Origin of the sequence: Bacteroides neonati (assembly GCF_000499785.1) — a bacterium.
In the GTDB taxonomy this organism is placed as follows: Bacteria; Bacteroidota; Bacteroidia; order Bacteroidales; family Bacteroidaceae; genus Bacteroides; species Bacteroides neonati.
The window spans coordinates 83,041-109,472 of the sequence record NZ_HG726025.1 but is presented as its reverse complement, the minus strand read 5'-3'; the positions used below and the strand labels follow the sequence as shown (position 1 = coordinate 109,472).

The following is a 26,432-nucleotide window of genomic DNA, read 5'->3' as shown; positions in this document are numbered from 1 at the left end:
TAATTTATTTTTTATTTCTAGATATGTTGGTCAACATCGATTCCTTAATATCCTGATGTAAATCCAAATAATTAACTACATCCTTTAGGGTAAAGTTCTCATCTTGTTTCTTTAGTTCTGCATACACTTTTTGTGCATTAACCAAATCTTCAGGAGTATCGATAGTTAAACGTATATCTTCACGATTTTGAAGATATTCTGGGCAGTTTATCCATTCACAAGTATACTCATCTGGGTGCTTGTAAACATGGAATGTTACATGCTCATGGGCAGGAGAACCAAGTTCGGTGGTTGTATACACTCTCTTTAATGCATCTATAGTTACGAACTCACCCCAGAAGCCGAAGTGGCTAAGTATAGAGGGAGTATTGTTTACACGAAATCCTATATAATCTGCCGCACTAGTCTTTGCCTTCTCAACCAGTTGAACGACACCATGCCAATCCATAAATGGGTTATCTGAACAGATTCTAACGATACCATCTATATCGTTTGCTTCAGCAGCTTGGATAAAGCGATCAAGAACATCGTTCTCAGAACCTCTATATACAAGTTCGCCTTTCTCCTTTAAGAAAGCTTCTAACTCATCATTATTTTCACTTACTGAAGTTGCAACCACCACCTTAACACCTACTTTATGTAGATTGTTAAGCAGTGTTTCCAATAGCATATATTCGCCATAAAACTTCTTAAGTATTTTTCCTGGCAATCGGGTTGACCCCATTCTTGCCTGTATAATTATACCTATGTTCATATTTAATATTTTAGTTTTAGCATGCACTGCTTTCTATGTGACGTTTAGCCTCTGCCGCAAAGCGGATGGGGAGGTACATATTTGGTGCTAGAGTCGCACACTTTAACACTTTGCAACTCTATACTTCCAGTAGTTTTTCTCGATGTCCAATTTAAATCAACATCGCTTTCTGTTCTTACATTAGTGTTATTGTCAGCTTCCCTTAGGAGTGCAACAAGGTGTTGCCTTTCAATTTTATAAACTGGTATATCATCTTCCAGTTCTATTTTCATGAACTTATACCCATCAACAAAACGTTTTTCGTGGAGATAGATAGATATCACACACAAAAAGGAGGTCGTTGATATAGGGCTTCTCTATAATCATGAGTCTGCCACTGTCCAGCGCCTTTTTGCCTGATCCTTCTTTACTATTTTAATGGTGGGGGTGAATACGTCTTTGAGCTTGCCTTTAAGAACGCGAAAAGACTTATCATTTGAATTTGCAGGTTTGAGATCTCTCATGACGAACCAATGGCATTCTTCCTCTTCCTGATGGCACCTTTCCTGACTACAAGACATTTCTTTTACTCCCGCTTTAGCTTGTATTGTATTACATTTCAAGATTTTACAGTCTTTGTTTGGAAAGTTCGGAATTTTTCCCTCTGGTTCAATGTGTCCGTTCATGTTAATGCAAAAGCGTTATAACTTGGATATAATTTGCTCTGCGATGCGAAATTACATACTCCCATCGTCAGTAGCATACGCAAATATAGCATTAACGTATTTTTCATTAATCGCTTATTACTTTTCTCAGCAATACTCATAAATTTCTTTCCATAAATGAATCAACCACACTTTAAATACTATTTTCATAACCTTAACACTATTCTATCACCCTCAAATGCTCCTTCAACACCTTAATACTTGCCATAAGAATACCATCCAAACGAATCACTACATAGCTACGATTGCTCGTAGTAAGCAGTTCCCCCTCTACCCCGCAAAATTCACCTTCGGTGACCTGCACACGTGCACCGACCGACAGCGGTACTTCGTCGAAGCAAACACTATCCGGGCTGAGACTCATGACGTGCATAAAGTCGCGCATCTGTTTATCGGGCACTACAAGCATAGCGCGCGTTGACAGGTCTTTCAAGAAAAAAATAGGGATACGGTGCTGGTTGGGAATATCACAAGCGGTCTGCTTGTCGGCACGAATAAAGATAAGATTCCTAATAACGGGTACTTCGACACGCTTTTTACGATACTTCAATTGACGAATAACGTAGCGTGTGGGCAAGTAGTATTCGAGTCCTAAATTTTCTAGCGAATCACGAATACCGAACTCCTGTTTGTCGCGAGTGCGAGCTGCAAACCAATAGTACTGCTGTTCAGTCATTTAAATTGTATGTTTGTGGAGACTATAGGTTAGGTTTCTTTAGTTGTAGGTGCGCTTCGCGGTTTGAACGAGACACGAAATCCCACTCAAACCGTCAATATTCTGAAAATGAAAACTGGTTCATAAACAGCTATCTATCGAATCGCAAAGATAGACGGTATTTCTGAAACACCAAAAGGTTTCATCGTTAAAAAAAAAGCACGTGTTGTAAAGATTTGACAAAGAACCAAGAATGCGCTACATTGCTTACAAAAAAAATCCAATAAATAGTGTATAAATAGCCAATTTTTATATCTTTATATTTATTAACATTATTCTTTATTAATAAAATTAATTCAATACATGAAAAAGAAAAAACAATGCACAAAAGGCCTTGCAAAGAAAGAAAAGAGAGGGGTTGAAAGAAAAGAGAAGAAGCAACTAAAACCTAACAGTCAGAAAGTTAAGAAAAAAAGAGGAAGAAAGCTGAGCGAACCCATCATAGGTTTTACATCACAGCGAAGCGAGGTGTTGAAAATGATTATTTTGCTATACGAGCAAGGAGCTATGAATCAACATTTTAATACAGGAATGGCCAACCTGGCGCGCTACATAGCCCGCACCGAATTATTGAAATATTGCGTTGGGGAGGAGCATACATCGCTGAAGCTAAGCTCCATAACAGTGATGTTGAGCAATACATGGACCGATATAAAAGAAGAGCGGGAAATAGAAGAAAAAAAGCAAAGAATAGCTACAGAAATTAGCTTAATGAGATGAAAGAAGAACTTTCGTATATTGCCGGCGACAATAATTCATTCAATAACTTTAAACAAAAAAAAATGAAAAAACAACGAAAGATCTCTTTGGGAAAACAAGAAGAATGGAGAAACAAACGGGCAAAACACATTGTATTTGAGAAAGAGTATACCGAAACCTGTGCCGCATGGATGGTGAAACGGATCGAAGCATTGATCGACTACATGCAATACGGACACGCCGTGATAGCCTACTACAAACAAGACGGAACGTTCTGCCTGGTGAGGGCTACACTGCGGCATTACGAAACCGACTTCGGGCAGCCGTATGATGCCGACAAAATGTATACCACGCTGGTGTATCAGGATGTAGAGCTGCAACGCTGGAATACGTTTCGGATAGAGAATTTTCTGGAGTGGAAACCGGTGGTGTAAACCACTGTAAATCAAGCATTAAAAAAGTACGTACTCTTGGGTGGCAAGAGTACGTACTCAATGCACTAATAACTAGTATATTAACACAAAGTTAAATACGTACTCTTGCAATTAAACAAAAATAAAAGCTAATGAGACAAAAATGATATAGAAAAAGCGTATTTTAAATGAATAGAACACAACTGAGAGAAATAGCTAGAAGCGATTGACTTATCTTTGCGGCAATTAATTGTATCTGAACTAAAGAATTAAACCTATGCCAATGAAACATCTATTAAATCGATGTAGAGCCGTACTGGCTATCGCATTAGTGTGTTTGATCGGAGCTTCGTGTACCGACACCGAAACGACCGATAAAACATCGTTTGTCATTTACTATTCGGGACTGACCGATATTGGTCCGTCGATGGAGGGCATCGTAAGCAGCCCTACCTACAAGGGAGCCACCCCATCGGAATTTGCCATTACGGCCATTTCGCTAAAAGGCGAGCCTTATACAGGCAGCGGCTTTTCGATTCACCCCGACAATGGGGCGATCTCGGTAAGCAATACCAAGGATCTTCCGGTAGGATTGTACCGCATTTCGGTGTCGTGCCAATCGGGCGGAAAAACACATCAGTTTGATAATGTAGCCGAGGTGAATATGATGGCTCCGGTGCCCGACGGCATCAAAGTAGAGCCGAACAAGCTAACGGCCGACTATGCCGACATCATCGATGCGGCAAGCACCGTGCAGCTACCTACCGCTCAGGTTACCACCGAGGGCGAGCATGTATCGATCAGCAAATACGAAATTGCCGATGGAGAGTACAAACGCTTCTTCGCCATTACGCCATCGGGCGAAATATCGATTGTGAAGGGTAGTGCAGACATCTTGCCGGGCAAATATGTATTGAACCTGAAGCTTACGACCAAAGCGGGAGAGGGCATTTTTGAGAATGCACTGGAGGTAAACGTAACCTCTAAGCCGTTGTCGCTCACCTACGCACCTGCCACCGGAAAGGTGGAGGAAGAGACAATGGGAGGCAGCACCTTTGCCGGAAACGCTCCGTTGCTGAAGGGATCGACCGATGAGGTGGTCTACAGCATTGCTGCGGTAACACCTGCTACAAACAAAATCGGTATCGATGCGCAAACGGGAGCATTGTCGGTAGCGGCAGGACATGGTTTCAAGGCGGGTCAACGCTACGTGGTAGATGTAAAGGTTGCCAACACGTATGCTCCGGAGGGAGTGACGTTTGCCGCCGCGTTTGCCATCGAAGTGGTGAGCTTCATAGAGCCGGTGGCAAATCTGGCTTATGACAATGCCACACGCACACAGGCTACGGCTTTTGAACTGAAACATACTCCGGCTTTTGTGGGCGACGAGGCTAGCTTTGAGTTCGTTGATCTGGACGCTGCCCTGCAAGGACAACTGGCCATAGACCACGAGGGAACCATCACGGCACGAAAGGGTAACACCCTGGCACTGGGGAACCACACACTCAAGGTGAAGGCATCGAACAGCAAAAATGCGGTAACGACAAGCTTTACACTGACCATCAAAGAAAACGAAAACTTCTTTACGTACATACGCTACGGAAACAACCTGGGGCTGCCTGTTGAGGGCAATGCGTACCAATACCGTGCCTACTCGGCGGATGAATTGGAAGCACTGGATATTCCGGCACCTACTACCGACCTGCGTGCAGGTGCGAAAGTGACGTGGAGCGTACAGGCTATTCATCAGATGAAGGGTATCACCATCACCGAAACGGGTGTATTGAAACCTGCCAAGGGTGGATGGAAAGATGCTCAATGTGGTTTGGTGATGGTTACGGCTACGGCTGGCGAAGGCGAAGAGGCGGTATCGGTAAGCGTGCCGGTGTTCTTCCACTGTGCGGCTGCCATCAACGGAGTAAGCGTAGAGTATTCGCCGTTTGTGCTACAGGCCGACCCCAAGAAGCAAACACGCTCGGTAACACCGAAGCTGGTAGGGGTAACGGATAGCTCGCTATTCTTGATGGACTACCGACGCACCTTTAACTATTACAACATCAACGGCAACCACGTGAACGGACAGCCCAGCGTATCGGGCTCGTTCCTACAAGGGTTGTGGGATCGGTATTTCGAAACGGCAGGGGGATCATTGAACTACTCGTCGAAGAACCCGATGTCGTATTACGTAAACGAGAAAGACTTGTCGCAGGCATTGGCTTATGTAGACAAAGACGGATCGGTGGTAGTGAACCCGAACAAATGGACGGACGGCGAATATGCCAACGGTGCCTTTATCGGACAGATGACCTTTACAACCGATGGTAACGTAGATTATCTGAACAACAGCAAGAATACCAACCAGGTGTTCCCGATTTTTATCTATTTACAATAAAAACATACGTATGACAACAAAAACAATAGGCCGGAGAGGGTGGATGACACTGCTGGCACTGATGATGACTTTCGCTCTTTACGCCCAGAACGCAATAAAGGGGGTAATCGTAGACGAAACAGGAGAGCCATTGATTGGCGCAACGGTGATGCAGAAGGGCACCACGAGCGGTGTGGTAACCGATCTCGACGGAAACTTTACCATCAACGCAAAGAAGGGAAGTGTGCTGGCGATATCGTATATCGGGTATCAGACCCAAGAGGTAAAGGTGGCCGACCAGAAAGTGATGAACATCAAAATGCAACCCGACAACACCACCCTCGACGAGGTAGTGGTAGTGGGCTACGGATCGATGAAACGCTCGGACTTAACGGGTTCGGTGGCATCGGTATCGTCGAAAAACGTAGAGGGTTTTAAAACAAGCTCGGTTGTAGAGGCCTTGGGCGGACAGGTAGCCGGTGTACAGATAACACAGGCCGACGGAACACCGGGTGCGGGCTTTAGCATCAACATCCGGGGTATCGGTACCATGACGGGCGATGCTTCACCTCTTTATATAGTAGATGGTTTTCAGGTAAACGACATCAGCTACCTGGCCAACTCGGACATCGAATCGATCGAGGTGCTCAAAGATGCATCGTCGGCAGCGATCTATGGTGCGCGGGCAGCGAATGGTGTGGTGATGGTAACAACCAAATCGGGCAAATCGGGACGTCCCGTTGTTAGCTACAACGGATCGGCCAGCTACCGTACCATCTCTAAGACATTGGATTTGCTCAATCCGTATGAGTTTGCGAAACTACAAATGGAGATCAACCCGGGCAAGTATGCTACGACTTACTACCGTCCGGGCGAAGATGAGAATGGCATCCCCTACCGCTACCAGACACTGGACGATTATATCGGTGTAGAGGGTGTGGACTGGCAGTCGGAAACATTCCGCCCTACATGGTCGCAGGATCATAACCTATCGGTATCGGGAGGTAATGAAAATACGAAATACTCGATCGCACTGTCGCGCTATGACGAGAATGGTATCTTCAGCAACAGCGGATTTGACAAGACAACGGGTAAATTCCGTATCAACCAGAAGGTATCGAAGAATGTATCGTTTGATGCCACCATCAACTATGCAAATACCAACCGCGAGGGTATCGGTACGTCGGGCGACTCGGGTCGTTTCAACATGATGGCGCAGATATTGAGTGCACGCCCTACGGGTGGATTGGCTATGACGAACGAGGAACTGCTGGCTTCCGCCATCGACCCCCTCGAATTGGAGAGTGGTGAAAGCCTGGCACAGGTGAACCCGATTATGCAAACACAATCGGTGACCAACACCAAGCGTTCGGAACTATGGTCGGGCAACTTGTCGGTAACTTGGGAGATTATGAAGGGACTGACTTTTAAAACAGCCGGTACATACAATACAACCAACACACGTACCAATATATTCTACCGCAACGGCTCGAAAGAGGCATACCGCAACGGACAGAAACCTTACGGACAGACACAGATGGGACGCGACGTGCGTTTCAGCAACTACAACAACCTGACGTATAAGAAGAAGATCAAAAAGCATCAGTATGATGTGATGTTGGGACAGGAAACGTCGTACAACAGCAGCGAATACCTGCTGGGACAGGCAAAGGATTTTCCTTTCGATAATCTGGGCAACGACAACCTGGGCATCGGTGCTACACCGAGCAAGGTAGCTACCTCATACAGCGATAAGATGTTGATCTCGTTCTTTGCAAGGGGTAATTACAACTACAACAACCGCTACCTGCTGACGGCTACCTTGCGTGCCGACGGATCGACCGTATTTGCGAAGAGCAATAAATGGGGGGTATTCCCATCGTTCTCGGCAGCATGGCGTGTAAGCGAAGAGGCTTTCATGAAGCCTATCGAGTTTGTATCGAACGCCAAAGTGCGTCTGGGATGGGGTACGGTAGGTAACGACCGCATCTCGAACTACCTGTCGATGGACTTGTACGAGCAAAGCAAATATGGCGTAGGCAGCACCACCACAACGGTGTTGACTCCGAAGCAAATCAAGAACGACAACCTGAAGTGGGAAGGATCGACCACGGTGAATCTGGGCTTCGACCTGGGCTTCCTCGACAACCGACTGAACCTGACGGCAGACCTTTTTGTAAAGAACACCAAGGATTTGTTGCTGGCACAGAGCTTGGCACACGTAACGGGTTTCTCGTCGCAGTATCAGAACATCGGTAAGATTCAGAACAGGGGTCTGGAATTAAGTTTGAGCAGTACCAACATACAAACACGTAACTTTACGTGGCAGAGTGATTTCAATATTTCGTTCATCCGCAACGAGTTGAAGTCATTGCAATCGGGTGTGCAGTCGATGTATTCGAACTCGAACTTCAACAACGAGTTCAAGGATTATGATTACATTGCTACCGTGGGTGCATCGTTGGGACAGATTTACGGATACGAGTTCGACGGTGTATACCAAAGCTCGGACTTCAACACAACGCCCGACGGACGATTGATACTGAAAGAGGGCATCACCAACAACCTGCGCTACGGTACAGTGGCTCCGGGCGTGGTGAAGTACAAAGATCAGAACGGCGACGGTGTGATAACCACCGACGACCGCACGGTGATTGGTAACGCCGTACCGAAATGGTTCGGTGGTTTCACCAATACATTCAACTACCGGGGCATCGACCTGAGCGTGATGTTGCAGTTTAACTACGGCAACGATGTGTACAATGCCACTCGTTTGTACTCTACACAGACGCAGAACGAGCGTATCAACCTGCTCAACGAGGTAACCGACCGCTGGACACCAACCAATGCGTCGACACACGTGCCATCGGCCAAGGGATATGTGAAGAATGAGCTGTACTCGCGCTTCATTGAAGATGGTTCGTTCCTGAGATTGAAAAACATCACCCTGGGATATACACTGCCTACGGCATGGACACGCAAAGCACAGATCTCGCGTCTGCGTCTGTATGGTTCGGCACAGAACTTGTTCTGCCTGACCGGATACAGTGGTTACGATCCGGAAGTAAGCACAGCGGGTAGCAACCCAATGACACCGGGTCTGGACTGGGGTGCGTATCCCAAGAGCCGGGTAATTACCTTCGGTATCGACATTCAATTCTAAAAAAACCATGAACGTAATGAAAAAATTTATATACTTCAGCCTGATAGCAGCACTTTGTGTGCTGCCCTTCTCGTCGTGCTCGGATATGCTCGACGAAGAATCGCGTACAGAGATTGACAAAGAAAAGTACATGCTCAATGCTGCCGAAGCCGAGGTAGTGTTGCTGGGTGTGTATCGCAACATGGTAACCGACGCCATGTATGGCTATCACCTTTCGATTCTTTTCGATATGGGCACCGATGTGTCGCAGGTAGAGGGTAGCAACAACAACGGCTTCCGTGCTGTGCCTACCAACTCGTTTACAACCAGTGCGGCGGAGATACAGAACACCTGGTCGATGCTGTACAACTCGGTATACAACGCCAATGACTTTATCGAAACACTCGAAAGCAAGATAGGCAGCTACACCGAAGCCGATAAGCAAGTGGCTACCTTGTATCTGGCTGAAGCCAAAGGGTTGCGTGCGTTGTACTACTTTGAACTGGTACGCCGCTACGGAAACATTGCATTGATGACCAACACCGCCATGTCTAAACAACACCCATCGACCTTTGTACAGGCCGACCCTGCGCGTGTGTACGAGTTCATCGAACAAGACCTGCGCTATGCTGCCGAAACACTGCCTTATGCACAGGATGATGTGTTGCGCAAGAGCAACGCCTTCCGCTTGTCGAAAGGGAGTGCATTGGGATTGCTCGCCAAGGTATATGCTACCTGGGCAGGATACCCGGTACTGGATGTATCGAAATGGGAGCTGGCTGCAAAGACTGCCGAGGAGCTGATGGCATCGAACAAGCATGCGCTGCTTAGCGACTACGAACAGTTGTGGAAGAACAGCGGTGCAGGTGTCTGGAATGCATCGGAGAGTTTGATGGAGGTAAGCTTCTATGCACCGACTACCACGGGTGCTTCCGAAGATCCTTGCGGACGTATCGGTAAGTGGAACGGTGTAAAGACATCGGCCATTGCAGGCGAACGGGGTAGCAATGCGGGCAACGTGAAGGTGGTACACAGCTTCGTGCTCGATTGGAGAGCCGAACCGCAAGACCTGCGCTGCAACTTGTCGGTAGCTAACTACCAATACAACCCGGGCAAGGTGCTATGGGCATCGAGCAAGAGCGATACACCCGAAGTGGCGGAGGCCAATGATGCCGACCCCACCAAGCGTCAGAAAGAGAAACAAAGCTATACGCCTGCCAAATGGGATACGGAGAAGTATGTACCACAGAGCAACAAGCTGATCAACAATGACAAATCGAACGTAAACTGGTACTTGCTGCGCTATGCCGATGTACTGTTGATTTATGCCGAAGCGATGAACGAATGGAAGGGTGCTCCCACCCCCGAAGCGTATGAAGCCATCAACCAGGTGCGTCGTCGCGGATATGGTATGCCGGTAGCCACACCGAGTGCAGTAGCCGATCTTCCGGCAGGCTTATCGGTAAGTGCTTTCCGTGATGCAGTTCGCAAAGAGCGTGCTTACGAGCTTGCCTTCGAAGGACACCGCCGTTTGGATCTGATTCGTTGGGGCATTTATAGAAGCACCATCGACGCTACTGCAAAGAAGCTTGCCCAATGGTGGACTGCCGATGGCGAAGTGAACTACGTAGTGAAGAAGTACACGGAAGACAAGCACATCTTGTTTCCCATCCCTCAACGGGATATGGACTTAACCAGCTTTACTCAAAACAAAGGCTGGTATTAAGCGCGCTGCTGATTCATAGCGTACTCCTATATATAATAAGGTAAAAAGAGGAAACTCCCCATCCACAAATAAAATTGTGAATGGGGAGTTTGTGTTATTGGCGAAAAGGAAGTATATTTGTATCAGATACAATGATAGTCAAAAATAACAGTTACACCACTTATAAGATATAATAGTATGCAATTACTTTATAATTTCGACATGGATACACCCGGTGAGTTACTGGCAATCCTCGCTGGTAACTTACAAAAGAGGAGGCTTGAGAAAGGGCTTTCGCGCGAGGCTCTTACAGAGCTTAGTGGGGTTCCTACCCCTACGATTGCTAAGTTTGAACAGAAGCATACCATCTCATTGGCATCTTATGTGGCATTGGCTAAAGCATTAGGCTACGGCAAAGCCATCAAAGAGCTATTATCCGAACCACTTTATAGTACGATGGAAGAACTGGAAGTGATTAATAAGAATAAAAACAGAAAAAAAGGGCGCAATGAAATCGGTAAATAAAATAGTAGTAACGTATAGGAATGAAACTGTAGGGATACTCAGTATGACACCCGATAATCGGTTGTGCGCATTCCAGTATGATAAAGATTGGTTGGCAAATGGTTTTTCAATATCTCCTCTTGACCTTCCTTTGAAGCCTGAATTATTCATCGCGCAACCGGAACCCTTCTGGGGGAACTTTGGCATTTTCGAAGACAGCCTTCCGGATGGATATGGACGTTATTTATTAAATCGTTTGCTAAAAAAACAGGGAGAAAACGACAGCGAACTAACCCCTCTACAGCGGTTAAGCATCGTCGGAACATCGGGTATGGGAGCTTTATGTTATATCCCCGAAACGTATATGGGCGAAAGCAAAGCACTTCCCGAGTTAGATAATCTGCAACAAATGGCTTTAGATATTCTGTCCGAAAAATCGGATAGAGATGAAGACGTCTTATATTTTAATAGCGGTAACTCGGGAGGATGCCGGCCGAAATGTTTGCTTCAAGACAGAGAGGGATCTTGGCTGGTTAAATTCAGACATACCTACGATCCCAAAGACATGGGGGCGATGGAATATCACTATAATGAGGTGGCTCGCCAATGTGGCATTACCGTACCCGACTTCAAATTAATGGATGGAAAATACTTTGCCAGCAAACGTTTTGATATTGAAAACGGGGTCAGGCATCATATAGCTACGGCAGGCGCCCTCTTAAATGAGTCGATTATGCAACCCAGACTGGAGTACAAAACGCTACTTCATCTCACAGGGTATTTAACACAAGACCCGGAGCAGGTAGATGAAATGTTTCGCCGCATGGTTTTCAATGTATTAACCGGAAACAAGGATGACCATGCCAAAAACTTCAGCTTCATTTACAAAGAGAAGGGTTGGGCATTGGCTCCTGCTTATGACCTGACCCAATGCAGCAACGGCTATAATGGTGAGCATGCTACCTCTGTCAATAACCACGGAAACCCGACGATAGAAGATATGCTCGTTGTTGGCGAGAGTATCCGGATATCCCGTACAAGAGGGAAAAACATGATTTTGAGTATGGCAGAAAAGTGCTCGGATATACTATCAACAGATTATATCTCGATTCTTTCAAAGAGATAGATACCAGCGCTAGTACAAAATAAAGAGCAAAGGCAAAACCCACTTCTAAAAGCTGTTAGCCGTATGTTTGCAGAATTTTAATAGTAAATTCAACAAAAATAATAGTAACAATACTGAGGCAGATTTCTTTTCAACATATCTGTAGCGGGGCTTGTAGGCTATTCAGTACATTTGCATCCATACAAAAGTCTAATTTAAAACAACATTTGAATAGTATGAAAAAGAACTTAGTGCTCTTTGCTTCGTTCGCAGTGATTGCGCTTTCGGCGTGTAAAACTGCTCCCCAGGAAGACTATAGCTGGGTAAAAAAAGGAATCGACACGGCTACCGAACAACTGAAGTTGACGGGAGAAGAGGTGAAAGGTACCGAACAACTTCCCCGTTCTATCCGCACAGGATATGACATGAATTTCCTTTGCCAACAGTTGGAAAGAGATTCGCTTACGTTCAAGGATTCGCTCCGGGCACAACCGGCTACCGAAGATTTAGGTAAGCGTAGACTGTGTGGCGTACACGACTGGACAAGCGGATTCTTTCCGGGTACGTTGTGGTACACTTACGAACTGAACAACGACGAAGCGTTGAAGGCACTCGCCATCGACTATACGAACCTGCTAAATCCGGTACGTTACTACAAAGGTACACACGACCTGGGCTTCATGATCAATTGCAGCTACGGAAACGCATTGCGCTTATCGGCAAACGACAGCATCAAAGCCGTTATGGTGGAAACAGCCGACAACCTATGCAGCCGTTTCAATGACTCGATCGGTGCCATCCGTTCTTGGGATTTCGGTACATGGAACTTCCCGGTGATTATCGACAACATGATGAACCTCGACCTTTTGTTCACAGCCAGCAAACTGACGGGCGACAGCAAGTATAAGGAAGTAGCGGTGAAACATGCCGATACGACAATGAAATATCATTTCCGACCCGACTATACCTGCTGGCATGTAGTGAGCTACAACAACGACGGTACGGTAGAGCGCAGACAAACACACCAAGGCAAAAACGACGACTCTTCATGGGCACGCGGACAGGCTTGGGCTGTGTATGGCTACGTGGCTTGTTATCGCGAAACCGGAGATAAGAAGTACCTCGACTTTGCACAAAAGATTGCCGATATGATTATGGAACGTGTGAAAACAGACGACCTGATTCCGTTGTGGGATTATGATGCACCTCAGGGCGAGAACACTCCCCGCGATGCTTCGGCTGCTTCGGTTACGGCTTCGGCTCTGATCGAAATGAGCACCATGGTACCCGATGGTAAGAAATACCTGGATTATGCAGAGACCATTCTGAAAAACTTGTCGAGCGATGCATACCTGGCAAAGGTAGGCACGAACCAAGGATTCATCTTGATGCACTCGACCGGATCACTGCCCAACGGATCGGAAATCGACACACCGCTCAACTATGCCGACTATTACTACATGGAGGCGTTGAAAAGATTCATCGACTTGAAAGGAATAACCATTCAAAACTTATAAAATAATATGAACAAAACATGTAAACTGATTATTCTGTTTGTCATCGCATGCGTGGCAAACGGTGCCAAGGCACAGGAGCTGAGAAGTGAAGTATTTTCGCTGCTCAACCTGGACTATCCGGGACTGGAAAAGGTGAAGGCACTGCGCGAGCAAGGAAAAGAGAAGGAGGCAGCTACTGCCCTGCTCGACTACTACCGCGCACGCAGCAATGTGAAGAACCCGGATCTGGATTTGAAGAAAATCACCATCAGCAAGCAAGAGCAACAATGGGCGGATGATGCCATGGAACATACGTTCTTTGTGCACAAAGGGTACCAACCGTCATACAACTACGGCAAAGACATCAACTGGGAATACTGGCCGGTGAAAGACAATGAGTTGCGCTGGCAGTTGCACCGCCATAAATGGTTTACGCCGATGGGGAAAGCCTACCGCGTATCGGGCGATGAGAAGTATGCTGCCGAATGGGCTGCACAGTTCATGGACTGGATCAAGAAGAATCCATTGGCTCCCATGGACAAAGAGCACTACGAACTCATTAGCGCAGGCGAAGTGAAAGGAAAAGTGGAGAATGTACGTTTTGCCTGGCGTCCGCTCGAGGTGAGCAACCGCTTGCAGGATCAAACGGGACAGTTTGTACTGTTTCTGCCATCGCCTTCGTTTACTCCCGAATTCTTAACGGAGTTTTTGGTAAACTACCACAAGCATGCGTTGCACATCCTGGCCAACTACTCTGATCAGGGCAATCACTTGCTGTTCGAGGCACAGCGTATGATCTATGCAGGTGCATTCTTCCCCGAATTTAAGGAAGCAGCAGCGTGGCGCAAGAGCGGTATCGATATTCTGAACCGTGAAGTAGGCGTACAGGTGTACAAAGACGGTGGACAGTTTGAACTCGACCCTCACTATCACCTGGCAGCCATCAACATCTTCTGCAAAGCATTGCGCATGGCGGATGTGAATGGTTTCCGCAACGAGTTTCCACAAAGCTACCTCGATACGATCGAGAGCATGATCGTGTTCTATATGAACATTTGTTACCCCGACTTCACCAACCCTTGCTTCAGCGATGCAAAGCTGGGCACGAAGAAAGAGGAACAGAAGAACTACCGCGACTGGGCCAAGCTATTCCCGAAGAACGAACAGATTCGTTATTTCGCTACCGATGGCAAAAAAGGTCAGTTGCCTGCCTACTTATCGAAAGGTTTCCTGACTTCGGGATTCTTTACCTTGCGTAACTCATGGGGCATGGATGGTACGGTGATGGTGGTGAAAGCCGGTCCGAAAGCATTCTGGCACTGCCAACCCGATAACGGTACTTTCGAATTGTGGTTTAACGGCAAGAACTTGTTTCCCGATAGTGGTGCGTATGTATATGCAGGCGAAGGCGAAGTGATGCAGTTGCGCAACTGGTTCCGCCAAACAGCCGTACACAATACATTGACACTGGACAATAAGACACTGGAAACAACCGAGTCGGTAACCAAGTTGTGGCAACCCGAAGGAAACATCCAGACGTTGGTAACGGAGAATCCCGGTTATAAGGATTTGAAACACCGTCGTTCGATCTTCTTCGTAGACAATACCTACTACGTGATTGTAGACGAAGCAGTGGGTGAAGCACGTGGCGAAATAAACCTGCACTACCAACTGGCGAAGGGCAAGGTGAACATCGACCCGAAAACAATGACACTGACATCGGCCTATGAAGGCGACAGCAACGTGAAACTGCAATGCTTCGGCGAGAAGGGTACAACCCTGAAGAAAGAAGAGGGTTGGTGCTCGACTGCTTACCGTCAACGCGTGAAGCGCACCGCTGTGGCTTTCAATACGCAAAAAGACAAAGCGGATGCAGTACGCTACATTACGATTATCTACCCAACCAAGGATGCTGCCAAAGCTCCGAAACTGGAAGCCAAGTTCAAAAACAAAAAGTTTGACGAAAAGGCACTGGAGGTAGAGGTAACAGTAGGTGGCAAAAAACAGACACTAAACTATAAACTCTAAACTTAACTCAGTTACCACCGGGAGCACAGAAATCATCTTGTGCTGCCGGTGGTTAACCCAAACCTTTAACCCCATCCCCTCATGAAACTTCTTCTCCCCCTGGCTGCTCTCAGCCTTGCCTCTTGCAGCAACAAGCAGAAAGAGGAAACACGTCGGCCTAATATTATCTTCATCATGACCGACGATCATGCTACGCAAGCTATATCGTGTTACGGTGGTAACCTGATTCAAACACCCAACATGGACCGGCTGGCCAATGAAGGGTTGCGAATGGACAACTGCTACGCAGTCAACGCCCTATCGGGTCCTTCGCGCGCTTGCATCCTTACAGGCAAATTCAGCCACGAAAACGGATTCAAAGACAATGCCAGTACCTTCGACGGCAACCAACAGACCTTTCCGAAACTATTGCAAAACGCAGGATACCAAACAGCTATCGTGGGCAAATGGCACCTGATATCTACCCCGCAAGGATTTGACCATTGGAGCATCCTGAGCGGACAACACGAGCAAGGCGATTATTACAACCCCGACTTTCTGGAAAATGGCAAAGCCATCCGCGAAGAGGGATATGCCACCGACATTATCACGGACAAAGCCATTGAGTTTATCGATGGACGTGACACAAAGAAACCTTTCTGCCTGATGGTTCATCAGAAATCGCCGCACCGCAACTGGATGCCGGCACCTCGCCACCTAGGTATGTTCAACAATACCACCTTTCCCGAACCGGCTACGCTTTTTGATGACTACGAAGGACGCGGACGAGCTGCCCGCGAACAGGACATGAGCATCGGACAAACACTAACCGAAGACTGGGACTTGAAACTACTAACGCGTGCAGAGATGTTGAAAGACACCACCAACCGGCTATACAGCGTATACAAACGAATGCCGGCTGCCGTACAGGATAAATGGGATTCGGTCTATGCCCGACGCATTGCCGAATATCGCAAGGGCGACCTCAAAGGGAAAGCACTCATCAGTTGGAAGTATCAACAATATATGCGCGACTATCTGGCTACGGTCTTATCGGTCGATGAAAACATAGGCCGGCTCATGGCACACCTCGAAGAGATTGGCGAACTGGACAATACGATCATCGTATACACCTCCGATCAGGGCTTCTTCTTGGGAGAGCACGGATGGTTCGACAAGCGATTTATGTATGAAGAGTGCCAACGCATGCCGATGATTATCCGCTATCCGAAGGCAATCAAGGCGGGAAGCACCTCGAAAGCAATCAGCATGAATGTAGACTTTGCACCTACCTTTCTGGATTATGCAGGGGTAGAGATTCCGGAGGATATACAGGGACACTCGTTGCGTCCGGTATGGGACGAGGCGGGACGTACACCTGCCGACTGGCGCAAAGCGGCTTACTATCATTATTATGAGTATCCTGCCGAACACTCGGTAAAACGCCATTATGGCATACGCACGGCGGATATGAAGTTGATTCATTTCTACAACGACATAGACGAGTGGGAAATGTACGACCTCAAAGCAGACCCGCGCGAGATGAACAGCGTATACGGCAAACCGGAGTATGCCGATAAACAAGCGGAATTGATGCAACTACTCCAAGAAACCCGCAAAGAGTATAACGATAAAGGGCAATAACTTATAATACGTAAACAATATCATGGATAGAAGAAGTTTTCTAAAAAACACAGGCTGGTCGTTTCTGGGACTGGCAGCATCGGGAAGTTTGCTGGGTGCATGCACACCGGGCAGCAAGGATGCCAAGAGAGTAATGCCGTCGGCAAGCGACCTTAAGATGTATTGGGGCGACCTGCACAACCACTGCAACCTGACTTACGGACACGGTGATATGCGCACTGCCTTCGAAGCAGCCAAAGGACAATTGGACTTTGTAAGTGTAACGCCTCATGCCATGTGGCCCGATATCCCCGGAGCAGATGATCCTCGGTTGAAGTGGGTGATCGACTATCATACGGGAGCGTTTGAGCGATTGCGCAAGGGTGGTTACGAGAAATACGTGGCCATGTCGAAAGAATATAATAAGGAAGGAGAATTCCTTACCTTCATCGGATATGAATGCCACAGCATGGCACATGGCGACCATGTAGCCTTGTGGCACAAGCTGGATGCTCCCTTGGTAGAGTGCACCTCGGTACAGGAGTGGAAAGAGAAACTGAAAGATGAAAAAGTAATGATTACCCCCCACCACATGGGATACCAAGGTGGATACCGGGGATATAACTGGGACTGCTTTAAGCAGGGACAACAGACTCCGTTTGTAGAGATGTACTCCCGTCACGGACTAGCCGAAAGCGATCAGGGCGATTACAATTACCTGCACGATATGGGGCCACGCCAATGGGAAGGTACGGTACAGTACGGACTGGATCAAGGGCATAAATTCGGTATCATGTGTTCGACCGACCAGCATTCGGGCTATCCGGGTAGCTATGGCGACGGACGTATCGGTGTGTTGGCTCCAAGCCTGACACGTGATGCATTGTGGGATGCCATGACCAACCGACGAGTGTGTGGTGCTACGGGCGACAAGATCAATATCGACTTTCGCTTGAACGACGCCTTCATGGGCGATGTTGTGAAAGGAAACAGCCGTCGCATCTATGTCAACGTAGAAGGTGGAAGCTGTATCGACTATGTAGACATTGTTAAGAACGGACAGTGCATAGCACGACTGAACGGTCCTTTGACTCCCGTAGCTCCCGAAGGAGACACGGTACGTTGCAAAATCAAGATTGAGTTCGGTTGGAACCGCGAAGAGAAACACGTGCACTGGCAAGGAAAACTGGGTGTGGACAAAGGACGCATCGTATCGGTAACGCCTTGTTTCCGCGGTGCAGCGTTTACAGCACCACAAGAGGGCGAAACGGAGTTTCACACACAACTGAACCGCATTGTATCGGTAGGCGAGAAAGAGACGGAACTGGATCTGTACACCTCGAAGAACCCCAACACGGTAACAGCCGCTATGCAGGGAGTAATTCTGGAACTCGATATGCCCAAAGACGGCAAGCTGACAGCCGACTTCAACGGAAAACAGTTTGAACATACATTGGGCGAACTGCTCGAAGGTTCGCGCTCGCACTTCATGATTGGTTGGTTGAGCGAAGCGATTCTCTTCAACCGTGCCATGCCCGAAAGCAGCTATACGGTAGAGCACTTCATGGAAGACACCGAGCCGCAGAAAGAGACCGATTACTATTATGTACGCGTGCGTCAACGCGACCAGCAATGGGCATGGAGCTCGCCGATCTGGGTAGAAAGAGCGTAACATCATTAATAAATATGCGTGTAGACCATGAATAAATACGTAATAGGAATAGATTTAGGTGGAACAAGCGTGAAGTATGCGCTCATCGATGAGGAAGGAAACTTCCTCTTCGAGGGCAAGCTTCCGTCGTATGCGGAGGTATCGGCAGAAGCCGTTATCGGTCAGCTGACAAAGGCCATCGAAGAGGTAACCGCTTTTGCCGCCACCAACAGATGGGGCGTAAGCGGCATCGGATTGGGTACACCGGGTATTGTAGATGCTACCGGTCGTATTGTGCTGGGTGGTGCCGAGAATATAAAAGGATGGGAGAACCTGCCACTGGCCAATCGACTGGAATTGGCAACAGGCCTCCCTACCCGACTGGCCAATGATGCAAACCTCATGGGGCTGGGCGAAACGATGTATGGTGCAGGACGGGGTGCAACGGATGTACTCTTTCTGACCGTAGGCACGGGCATCGGCGGAGCAGTGATCATAGACGGTAAGTTATTTACCGGATTTGGCGGACGCGGTACGGAACTGGGACATGTGCCGCTGATAGCCAATGGAGAGACATGCGCCTGCGGATCGGTAGGTTGCCTGGAGCATTATGCTTCGACCACGGCACTGGTAAGGCGTTTTACTCAACGCAGTACAGAGACGGGGCGTACGTATGCGGGCGAAGAGATAAACGGTGAGTTGATTGTACGCCTGTACAAAGCAGGCGATGCATTGGCTACGGAGTGCTTGGACGAGCATTGCGATTACTTAGGTCACGGTATAGCCGGATTTATCAACATTTTTAGTCCGCAGCGTGTTGTTATAGGAGGTGGTTTGAGTGAAGCCGGGAGTTTCTATATCGACAAACTACGCGAACGGGCACAGCGCTATGCCATAGCCGATTGTGCACTAAATACAGAAATAATGGCTGCCGAACTGGGCAATAAAGCCGGTTGTATGGGAGCTGCATCATTAGTAAAACAATACGTATGAAAAAAAACTTCGGTATGTTGGCGCTCATCATGGCGTTCTGGTTTACCATCTCTTTTATTACGAACATTCTGGGACCACTGATTCCGGACATCATTGCTAATTTCAACCTCAAAGATCTGGCGATGGCAGGGTTTATTCCTACCTCGTTCTTTTTGGCTTACGCTATCATGAGCATTCCTGCGGGATTGCTCATTGATCGTTATGGAGAGAAGCCTGTATTGTTTGTCGGCTTCCTGATGCCGTTGATCGGTACTATCTTGTTTGCCTGCATACATACCTACCCGATGTTGCTGGCCTCATCGTTCATCATCGGGTTGGGCATGGCCATGCTGCAAACCGTATTGAACCCTTTGCAACGCACCGTAGGTGGCGAAGAGAATTATGCCTTTGTAGCGGAACTGGCTCAGTTCATGTTTGGCATCGCTTCGTTTCTGAGCCCGTTGGTGTATACCTATTTAATAAAGCAACTGAACGCAGAAACCTATGTGGCAGGACAAAATGCAATCATCGACCTGCTGGCGGATGTAACACCGGCTCACTTGCCGTGGGTATCGCTCTACTGGGTTTTCAGTGCCTTGCTGTTGGTGATGCTCATTGCTGTGGTGCTAACTCGCTTTCCTAAAATCACCTTGCAGCAGGAAGAGAAAACAGGCGGCAGTGGTTCGTACCTCACCCTGTTCAGACAGCGATATGTATGGCTGTTCTTTCTGGGTATCTTTTGTTATGTGAGTGCAGAGCAGGGTACATCTATCTTCATGAGTACGTTTCTGGAAGAGTATCACGGAGTGAATCCGCAAACAGAAGGTGCACAGGCGGTAAGTTACTTCTGGGGACTGATGACTGCAGGATGCATTGTAGGTATGGTATTGCTCAAATTGATGGATAGCAAACGGCTTCTGCGCGGTTCGGGCATACTGACCATTGTCTTGTTGCTGGCAGCCTTGTTTGGCAGCAAAGAGGTATCGCTGATTGCTTTCCCGTGTATCGGGTTCAGCATCTCGATGATGTACTCGATTGTTTTCTCACTGGCACTGAACTCGACACGCCAACATCATGGTTCGTTTGCCGGCATCTTATGCTCGGCTATTGCAGGTGGAGCGGGTGGTCCGTTGGTGGTGAGTACACTCGCCGATGCTACTTCGCTGCGCATAGGCATGCTGAGTATTGTTCTTTTCATAGGATACATTACGTTTATCGGTTTCTGGGCTCACCCGTTGATTAACAACAAGACGGTGAAGTTCTCAGAGCTATTCTCCAAAAAGTAAACACATTTAATATCGATCAATGAAACATATTTCTTATTATCTGTTACTGCTTGCTCTCCTACCCTGGAGCGTAAGTGCACAGAAACACATTATGAGGCTTACACAGCCTACACTGATGAACGAAGTGCGGGTTGACCCTTCGCCACTGAACGGACAGCACATTGCCATGAACCCTCCGCGGTTGGCATGGCCCGATAAGTTCCCACACTTGGGGCCGGTACTCGACGGTGTAGAGGGTGAAGAGGTGAAACCACACGTAACCTATCGCATTCGTCTGTCGCGCGATAAGTCTTTCAAGAAAGAGGTGATCAGTGCCGAACGCAACTGGGCTTTCTTTAATCCGTTTGAACCATTGGCCAACGGCACTTGGTACTGGCAGCATGCGTATGTAGATGCAAGCGGACGCGAAGAGTGGTCGCCGGTGTATCACTTTGTGGTAGATAAGTCGGCACGGGTATTCTCGCCACCGTCGTTGAAAGAGCTATTGGGCAAACTACCTGCCCATCACCCGCGTATATTGCTGGACAAAAACGAATGGGATGCATTCATCGTAAACAGCCGCACGAAGCCCGAAGCCCAAGCGTATCTGAACAAAGCGGGCAAGGCCATGAAGCATCCGCTGAAGCACTTGGCCGAAGAGATTGATACCACACAGGTGGTGAAGCTGACCAACATCGTGCAGTATAAATCGACCTTGATTCGGGAAAGCCGCAAAATAGTAGACCGTGAAGAGGGAAATATCGAAGCACTGATACGCGCTTATCTGCTAACCAAAGATACGGTATACTATCGGGAGGGAATGAAACGCCTGAGCGAAGTGCTATCCTGGAAAGACAGCAAGTACTTTGCAGGCGACTTTAACCGGTCGACCATTTTATCGATGGCGACCTCGGCCTACGATGCTTTCTATAACCTGCTCACAACCGATGAGAAGGCATTGCTTTTGGGTTGCATCCGTGAGAACGGTGCCCGTTTCTATGAGGAGTATGTAAACCATCTGGAGAACCGCATAGCCGATAATCACGTATGGCAAATGACGTTGCGTATCCTCACCATGGCAGCGTTTGCTACCGTAGGCGAACTGCCCGAAGCAGACACCTGGGCGGATTATTGCTACAACGTATGGGTATCACGATTTCCCGGATTGAACACAGACGGCGGATGGCACAATGGCGATTCGTACTTCCACGTCAACATACGTACACTGATCGAAGTACCGGCATTCTACTCGCGTATCAGCGGTTTCGACTTCTTTGCCGACCCGTGGTACAACAACAATGCCTTATACGTAGTCTACGAACAACCACCCTTCTCGAAGTCGTCGGGACAAGGAAACTCGCACGAAAGCAAACGACTGCCCAATGCGGCACGCGTAGGATATGCCGAAGCCTTGGCACGCCAATGCAACAACCCATGGGCAGCGGCTTATGTGCGCTACATACTCGACCGTGATCCCCAAATGCTTGGCGGATCGGTAGAGGGCAAAGCTGGAGACCTGAGTTGGTACAGGTGCTTCGCACACGAAGAGGTTTCGACAGGCGATACAAAGAAGCCGGAGTTGGGAGATTTGCCTAACTGCAAGGTGTTTAACGAAACGGGTACTGCCACCATGCATACGGCATTGGGCGAGCCGGACAAGAATGCCATGCTTTCGTTTCGTTCGAGTTCGTACGGAAGTACCTCGCATGCACTTGCCAATCAAAATGCATTCAATACCTTTTATGGTGGTAAGGAGATATTCTACAGCAGCGGACACCGTACGGGTTTCACCGACGATCATGGAATGTATGCTTATCGGAATACGCGGGCGCACAACACCATTCTGGTAAATGGAATGACGCAGAAGATGGGTACCGAGGGGTACGGATGGATTCCACGCTGGTACGAGGGTAAACAGCTTTCGTATGTGGTGGGTGATGCTTCGAACGCATACGGCGAAGTGAGTGCTCCCCTATGGCTGGAGCGTGCCCGACTGAGTGGAACGAAGTTTACTCCCGAGAACGGATGGGACAAGAATAAGTTGAAATGCTTCCGCAGACATATTATTCAATTGGGAACAACAGGCGTGTACGTCATTTACGATGAACTGGAAGGTACGGAACCTGTCACCTGGAGCTATCTGCTGCATACTACCTCGCAACCGATGGAGGTCAATACGTTGGCTCCGGATGCGGTCGTGGTAACGGGACACAACAACATAGGCGGTACATCGGTAGCACATCTGTTCGCTTCCGAAAAGATGCAAACGGCCGTAGTGGATACCTTCTTCTCTGCACCGACCAACTGGAAAAACGTGACCAATGCCAAAGGACAGTCCGTTAAGTATGCCAATCACTGGCACTTCAACGCCACTACACCCAAGGCACAAACCGCTCGTTTCTTGAGCATCATCGACACGCATGGCAACGACCGCCAAGGATGGGAAGTGACTCGTGAGGGCAACACCTTGCAGGTAGCCGGATGGACCATTGAGTGCAACCTCGGTGCTACGGGGCCTGCTATGATTCGTGTATCGAACAAAGCCGAAGGTGCTTCGCTCTACTACAACGAAGCGAAGAATGGTGGGGCTACCCTCGTAAAAGATAAGGTGGAAGGAAAGAGCGTAAAGCAAAAGCTGGTCGACTACCTGCCCGACTTTGAGATTTAGATTCGTACCAAACAAATGAAAAGTAAAAATTGTTATCTTTGCAATAGAATTATTCATTAAAGAACAGTGTATGAAATATATCGGAGCACACGTATCGGCAGCAGGAGGGGTAGAGTTTGCCCCCGTCAATGCACACCAAATAGGCGCTACTGCCTTTGCTTTATTTACAAAGAATCAACGCCAATGGGTCAGCAAGCCGTTGACCGAAGAGAGCATTGCGAGCTTCAAAGCCCATTGCAAAGAATATGGCTATCAGCCGGAATTTATCTTGCCGCACGATAGTTACCTCATCAACTTGGGACATCCTGAAGAGGAAGCATTGGAAAAGAGTCGCGCAGCTTTCCTGGACGAGATGCAACGTTGCGAACAATTGGGGTTGAGGTTGCTCAACTTCCATCCGGGCAGCCATCTGGGAAAGGTATCGGTAGAGGAGAGTCTGGCGTTGGTGGCCGAAAGCATCAACATCGCCTTGAAACAAACCACGGGCGTTATCGCTGTGATTGAAAATACCGCCGGACAAGGCACCAATCTCGGTAGTGAGTTCTGGCAATTGAAATACATCATCGACCGCGTAGAGGACAAAAGCCGCGTAGGTGTGTGCCTCGATACCTGCCACACCTTTGCAGCAGGATACGATCTGGTGAACGACTACGAAGGAGTGTTCAACGAATTCGACGAAGTGGTGGGATTCAGTTACCTGCGCGGTATGCACATCAATGACTCGAAAAAGGAAGTGGGAAGCCATGTTGACAGGCACGAAAGCATCGGTAAGGGATGCATCGGCTTCGCATTCTTCGAACGGTTGATGAAAGATAAACGGTTTGATAACATTCCACTGGTTCTCGAAACAATCGACGAAACCTTATGGCCCGAAGAGATTGCCTGGCTTAAGGAGCAGGCTCAATAGATATTTGCCATACTCACCAAGGGCTCGTAAAGCTTTTCAATGTCCTGGGCATCCATTTCAATCTGAACTTGGTCGCCCGGGACAAGTTTTATACCCGTAGGCGGTAAGTCCTTGCGATCGCGATGCACACCCACAATGAAACAGCGTTCGGGTAGCAAAAGCTCACTGACCGTTTTTCCGTCGAGATAAGAGCCTGCCATAATCTCGACCACCAACGTATAGCGTGTCTCTGCCCGGAACGCAGGCGAATGGATCATATCGTCGTAAAGAACCACATTGAAAGGTTTTATCTGCAACAGCTCGGTGAAGTAATAGGTAAGTCCGCCCACCACAACCGAGGGATAAAAGACTTCGAAATGGCCCGTAATCTCGGTAATAAGCACAATAGCCGTAAGCGGTGTTCGGATAACCGCTACCAAAAAGGCAGACATGGAAATCAACATAATATAACTGATACTCTGTGGGGCAATCAGTCCGTATTGCACCAGAAACAGACCGACTATCTGACCGAACAAACCGCCCGTCACCAAAGTGGGAATGAAATTACCACCCGGCAGTCCCGAAGACACAGACAGGGACGTAAAGATAAAATGGATAAACATCATCGCTACCACCCACCCTATCTGAGTACTGCCGTGAGAGGCTTGTTGCAGTAAGAACTGTTCACCGCCGCCGGTTAGATCGACATCGTATAACGAGATTGTATAGGCCACTATCAGCAGATAGAGCATCTTCATGTAAACGGGTTGCTTTATACGCGGATAGATTCGCCGGATGACCTGTGTGACCTCCGAGTAGAACTTACCAAACAGCGAAACCAATACAGCCAAAAGCAGAAACAACTTGACCTGCGAATAGAAGTCGGTCGTGGGAGGAATGGCATTGATGAGCGAATAGCTGGTCATAGGAAAGATAAGACTGGCAACGCCGCCTGCCACCACTCCGGCAAGCAGGGTTGTAATGGCTGTTTTGGGTGCATCGAAACGCTCGATAGATTCGATAACCAACAGCGATGAGGCCAAAGGAGCAGCAAAAGCAGCTGCCAAACCTGCCCCCGCACCTGCTGCCAACAACTGCTTCCGCTCACCGGCAAGCAAGTGTGTCCACTTGGATACGAGGCAACCTACATAAGAACCGATCTGCACCGAAGGGCCTTCACGCCCCAATGACAAACCGGCAGTAAGCGACAAAACACCCCCTGTAAACTTAGCCACCAAATGGCGAAAGGGGTGTTGGTACGAGATGCGACCGTTAATAACGCCTCTTGTCTGCGGAATACCTCCTCCGGTGATGAGTGGCATCTTCTTGACCAACCAAGCCACAAAGATCAAAACACCCCATAAGAGAAAGAATAACGGAATATGCCAATACCAATGAGGGTGCGAGTCGAAGAAACCATGTCGAAGGTCGAAAGAGCACTTCAATAGGTAATGGTAGGGCACGGCAACAAGGCCTGTAAGTAGCCCCACAAAGATACTTACAAAGTACAATCGCGCATCTTGTAGTTGCAGTTTCCACACTTGCCACCGGGTTACCTCTTTTAGATTATCTAATTTACGCCACATTCCTCATCGCTCTTTTTGCAAGGTTAAACAACTAAGAGGCGGGGGTTGTTTCGGCATTATCGGAGAAAAATGGTTTCATCGCGATACTGTCGCGATGGAAAGAAACAATAACTCAATCTCAACCACTAATAATTAAGGGCTCGATATCTGTATAAGTCATTATTTA

The 26,432-nt window shown here is 48.0% G+C and carries 20 protein-coding genes; 15 read left to right on the top strand and 5 right to left on the bottom strand.

Features of this window, described 5'->3' with window-relative positions; genetic code table 11:
• Positions 1–4: 4 nt before the first annotated feature.
• The 4 genes from TY03_RS16720 to TY03_RS16705 all read right to left on the bottom strand — a co-directional run bounded on the left by TY03_RS16720 (position 5) and on the right by TY03_RS16705 (position 2,134).
• A complete protein-coding gene (locus tag TY03_RS16720; RefSeq protein WP_042372277.1) occupies positions 5–754 on the bottom strand; it encodes a cytidylyltransferase domain-containing protein in 750 nt (249 codons plus the stop codon).
• A 44-nt stretch (positions 755–798) separates the two neighbouring features.
• Positions 799–1,026 carry a hypothetical protein gene (locus TY03_RS16715; RefSeq protein WP_042372038.1) on the bottom strand — a complete coding sequence of 76 codons (228 nt, stop codon included), beginning with the start codon at positions 1,024–1,026 and terminating at the stop codon, positions 799–801.
• 90 nt (positions 1,027–1,116) lie between these two features.
• Positions 1,117–1,419 carry a hypothetical protein gene (locus TY03_RS16710; protein ID WP_042372036.1) on the bottom strand — a complete coding sequence of 101 codons (303 nt, stop codon included), beginning with the start codon at positions 1,417–1,419 and terminating at the stop codon, positions 1,117–1,119.
• Between the two features lie 199 nt (positions 1,420–1,618).
• Positions 1,619–2,134 (bottom strand): UpxY family transcription antiterminator, encoded by a 516-nt coding sequence (locus TY03_RS16705; RefSeq protein ID WP_042372035.1) that lies wholly within the window; start codon positions 2,132–2,134, stop codon positions 1,619–1,621.
• A gap of 342 nt (positions 2,135–2,476) precedes the next feature.
• On the opposite strand from TY03_RS16705, the gene TY03_RS16700 reads away from it, so the two are divergent.
• From TY03_RS16700 to nfo, 15 genes are all read left to right on the top strand, one after another.
• Positions 2,477–2,893 carry a hypothetical protein gene (locus tag TY03_RS16700; RefSeq protein WP_042372032.1) on the top strand — a complete coding sequence of 139 codons (417 nt, stop codon included), beginning with the start codon at positions 2,477–2,479 and terminating at the stop codon, positions 2,891–2,893.
• Between the two features lie 62 nt (positions 2,894–2,955).
• A complete protein-coding gene (locus tag TY03_RS16695; RefSeq protein WP_042372275.1) occupies positions 2,956–3,306 on the top strand; it encodes an SH3 beta-barrel fold-containing protein in 351 nt (116 codons plus the stop codon).
• A 262-nt stretch (positions 3,307–3,568) separates the two neighbouring features.
• The gene (locus tag TY03_RS16690) at positions 3,569–5,677 is read left to right on the top strand and encodes a surface glycan-binding family protein (RefSeq protein ID WP_042372030.1); all 2,109 of its coding nucleotides are present in this window, start codon (positions 3,569–3,571) and stop codon (positions 5,675–5,677) included.
• Between the two features lie 10 nt (positions 5,678–5,687).
• Positions 5,688–8,819 carry a SusC/RagA family TonB-linked outer membrane protein gene (locus TY03_RS16685; protein ID WP_042372027.1) on the top strand — a complete coding sequence of 1,044 codons (3,132 nt, stop codon included), beginning with the start codon at positions 5,688–5,690 and terminating at the stop codon, positions 8,817–8,819.
• A gap of 16 nt (positions 8,820–8,835) precedes the next feature.
• On the top strand, positions 8,836–10,524 hold the full coding sequence (locus TY03_RS16680; protein WP_042372273.1) for a RagB/SusD family nutrient uptake outer membrane protein: 1,689 nt from the start codon (positions 8,836–8,838) through the stop codon (positions 10,522–10,524).
• Positions 10,525–10,701: 177 nt separating this feature from the next.
• Complete coding sequence (locus TY03_RS16675) at positions 10,702–11,028, top strand: helix-turn-helix domain-containing protein (RefSeq protein ID WP_042372025.1); 327 nt, start codon at positions 10,702–10,704, stop codon at positions 11,026–11,028.
• Positions 11,012–12,133 (top strand): type II toxin-antitoxin system HipA family toxin, encoded by a 1,122-nt coding sequence (locus TY03_RS16670; protein WP_042372023.1) that lies wholly within the window; start codon positions 11,012–11,014, stop codon positions 12,131–12,133. Before TY03_RS16675 ends, TY03_RS16670 begins: the two co-directional genes overlap by 17 nt.
• 206 nt (positions 12,134–12,339) lie before the next feature.
• A complete protein-coding gene (locus TY03_RS16665) occupies positions 12,340–13,629 on the top strand; it encodes a DUF4995 domain-containing protein (RefSeq protein ID WP_148335695.1) in 1,290 nt (429 codons plus the stop codon).
• A 6-nt stretch (positions 13,630–13,635) separates the two neighbouring features.
• Positions 13,636–15,636, top strand: coding sequence for a heparin-sulfate lyase HepC (hepC, locus tag TY03_RS16660; protein ID WP_042372019.1), 2,001 nt, complete (start codon positions 13,636–13,638; stop codon positions 15,634–15,636).
• A gap of 81 nt (positions 15,637–15,717) precedes the next feature.
• Positions 15,718–17,259, top strand: a complete 1,542-nt coding sequence (locus tag TY03_RS16655; protein ID WP_042372017.1) for a sulfatase family protein — start codon at positions 15,718–15,720, stop codon at positions 17,257–17,259.
• Between the two features lie 22 nt (positions 17,260–17,281).
• Positions 17,282–18,910 (top strand): PHP domain-containing protein, encoded by a 1,629-nt coding sequence (locus TY03_RS16650; protein ID WP_042372016.1) that lies wholly within the window; start codon positions 17,282–17,284, stop codon positions 18,908–18,910.
• A 27-nt stretch (positions 18,911–18,937) separates the two neighbouring features.
• A complete protein-coding gene (locus tag TY03_RS16645; RefSeq protein WP_042372014.1) occupies positions 18,938–19,882 on the top strand; it encodes an ROK family protein in 945 nt (314 codons plus the stop codon).
• Positions 19,879–21,147, top strand: a complete 1,269-nt coding sequence (locus tag TY03_RS16640) for a sugar MFS transporter (RefSeq protein ID WP_042372012.1) — start codon at positions 19,879–19,881, stop codon at positions 21,145–21,147. Before TY03_RS16645 ends, TY03_RS16640 begins: the two co-directional genes overlap by 4 nt.
• Before the next feature lie 19 nt (positions 21,148–21,166).
• Positions 21,167–23,794, top strand: coding sequence for a DUF4962 domain-containing protein (locus TY03_RS16635; protein ID WP_042372011.1), 2,628 nt, complete (start codon positions 21,167–21,169; stop codon positions 23,792–23,794).
• 70 nt (positions 23,795–23,864) lie between these two features.
• A complete protein-coding gene (gene nfo / locus TY03_RS16630) occupies positions 23,865–24,701 on the top strand; it encodes a deoxyribonuclease IV (protein ID WP_042372009.1) in 837 nt (278 codons plus the stop codon).
• Here the strand turns inward: nfo and TY03_RS16625 are convergent.
• Positions 24,695–26,266 (bottom strand): ClC family H(+)/Cl(-) exchange transporter, encoded by a 1,572-nt coding sequence (locus TY03_RS16625; protein ID WP_042372007.1) that lies wholly within the window; start codon positions 26,264–26,266, stop codon positions 24,695–24,697. The two genes, nfo and TY03_RS16625, sit on opposite strands and share 7 nt — an antisense overlap.
• Positions 26,267–26,432: the final 166 nt, after the last annotated feature.

Bases quoted from the DNA above. Each gene is read 5' to 3' on its own strand.
- TY03_RS16720 (WP_042372277.1), bottom strand. From the start codon at position 754: ATGAACATAGGTATAATTATACAGGCAAGAATGGGGTCAACCCGATTG.
- TY03_RS16715 (WP_042372038.1), bottom strand. From the start codon at position 1,026: ATGAAAATAGAACTGGAAGATGATATACCAGTTTATAAAATTGAAAGG.
- TY03_RS16710 (WP_042372036.1), bottom strand. From the start codon at position 1,419: ATGAACGGACACATTGAACCAGAGGGAAAAATTCCGAACTTTCCAAAC.
- TY03_RS16705 (WP_042372035.1), bottom strand. From the start codon at position 2,134: ATGACTGAACAGCAGTACTATTGGTTTGCAGCTCGCACTCGCGACAAA.
- TY03_RS16700 (WP_042372032.1), top strand. From the start codon at position 2,477: ATGAAAAAGAAAAAACAATGCACAAAAGGCCTTGCAAAGAAAGAAAAG.
- TY03_RS16695 (WP_042372275.1), top strand. From the start codon at position 2,956: ATGAAAAAACAACGAAAGATCTCTTTGGGAAAACAAGAAGAATGGAGA.
- TY03_RS16690 (WP_042372030.1), top strand. From the start codon at position 3,569: ATGAAACATCTATTAAATCGATGTAGAGCCGTACTGGCTATCGCATTA.
- TY03_RS16685 (WP_042372027.1), top strand. From the start codon at position 5,688: ATGACAACAAAAACAATAGGCCGGAGAGGGTGGATGACACTGCTGGCA.
- TY03_RS16680 (WP_042372273.1), top strand. From the start codon at position 8,836: ATGAAAAAATTTATATACTTCAGCCTGATAGCAGCACTTTGTGTGCTG.
- TY03_RS16675 (WP_042372025.1), top strand. From the start codon at position 10,702: ATGCAATTACTTTATAATTTCGACATGGATACACCCGGTGAGTTACTG.
- TY03_RS16670 (WP_042372023.1), top strand. From the start codon at position 11,012: ATGAAATCGGTAAATAAAATAGTAGTAACGTATAGGAATGAAACTGTA.
- hepC (WP_042372019.1), top strand. From the start codon at position 13,636: ATGAACAAAACATGTAAACTGATTATTCTGTTTGTCATCGCATGCGTG.
- TY03_RS16655 (WP_042372017.1), top strand. From the start codon at position 15,718: ATGAAACTTCTTCTCCCCCTGGCTGCTCTCAGCCTTGCCTCTTGCAGC.
- TY03_RS16650 (WP_042372016.1), top strand. From the start codon at position 17,282: ATGGATAGAAGAAGTTTTCTAAAAAACACAGGCTGGTCGTTTCTGGGA.
- TY03_RS16645 (WP_042372014.1), top strand. From the start codon at position 18,938: ATGAATAAATACGTAATAGGAATAGATTTAGGTGGAACAAGCGTGAAG.
- TY03_RS16640 (WP_042372012.1), top strand. From the start codon at position 19,879: ATGAAAAAAAACTTCGGTATGTTGGCGCTCATCATGGCGTTCTGGTTT.
- TY03_RS16635 (WP_042372011.1), top strand. From the start codon at position 21,167: ATGAAACATATTTCTTATTATCTGTTACTGCTTGCTCTCCTACCCTGG.
- nfo (WP_042372009.1), top strand. From the start codon at position 23,865: ATGAAATATATCGGAGCACACGTATCGGCAGCAGGAGGGGTAGAGTTT.
- TY03_RS16625 (WP_042372007.1), bottom strand. From the start codon at position 26,266: ATGTGGCGTAAATTAGATAATCTAAAAGAGGTAACCCGGTGGCAAGTG.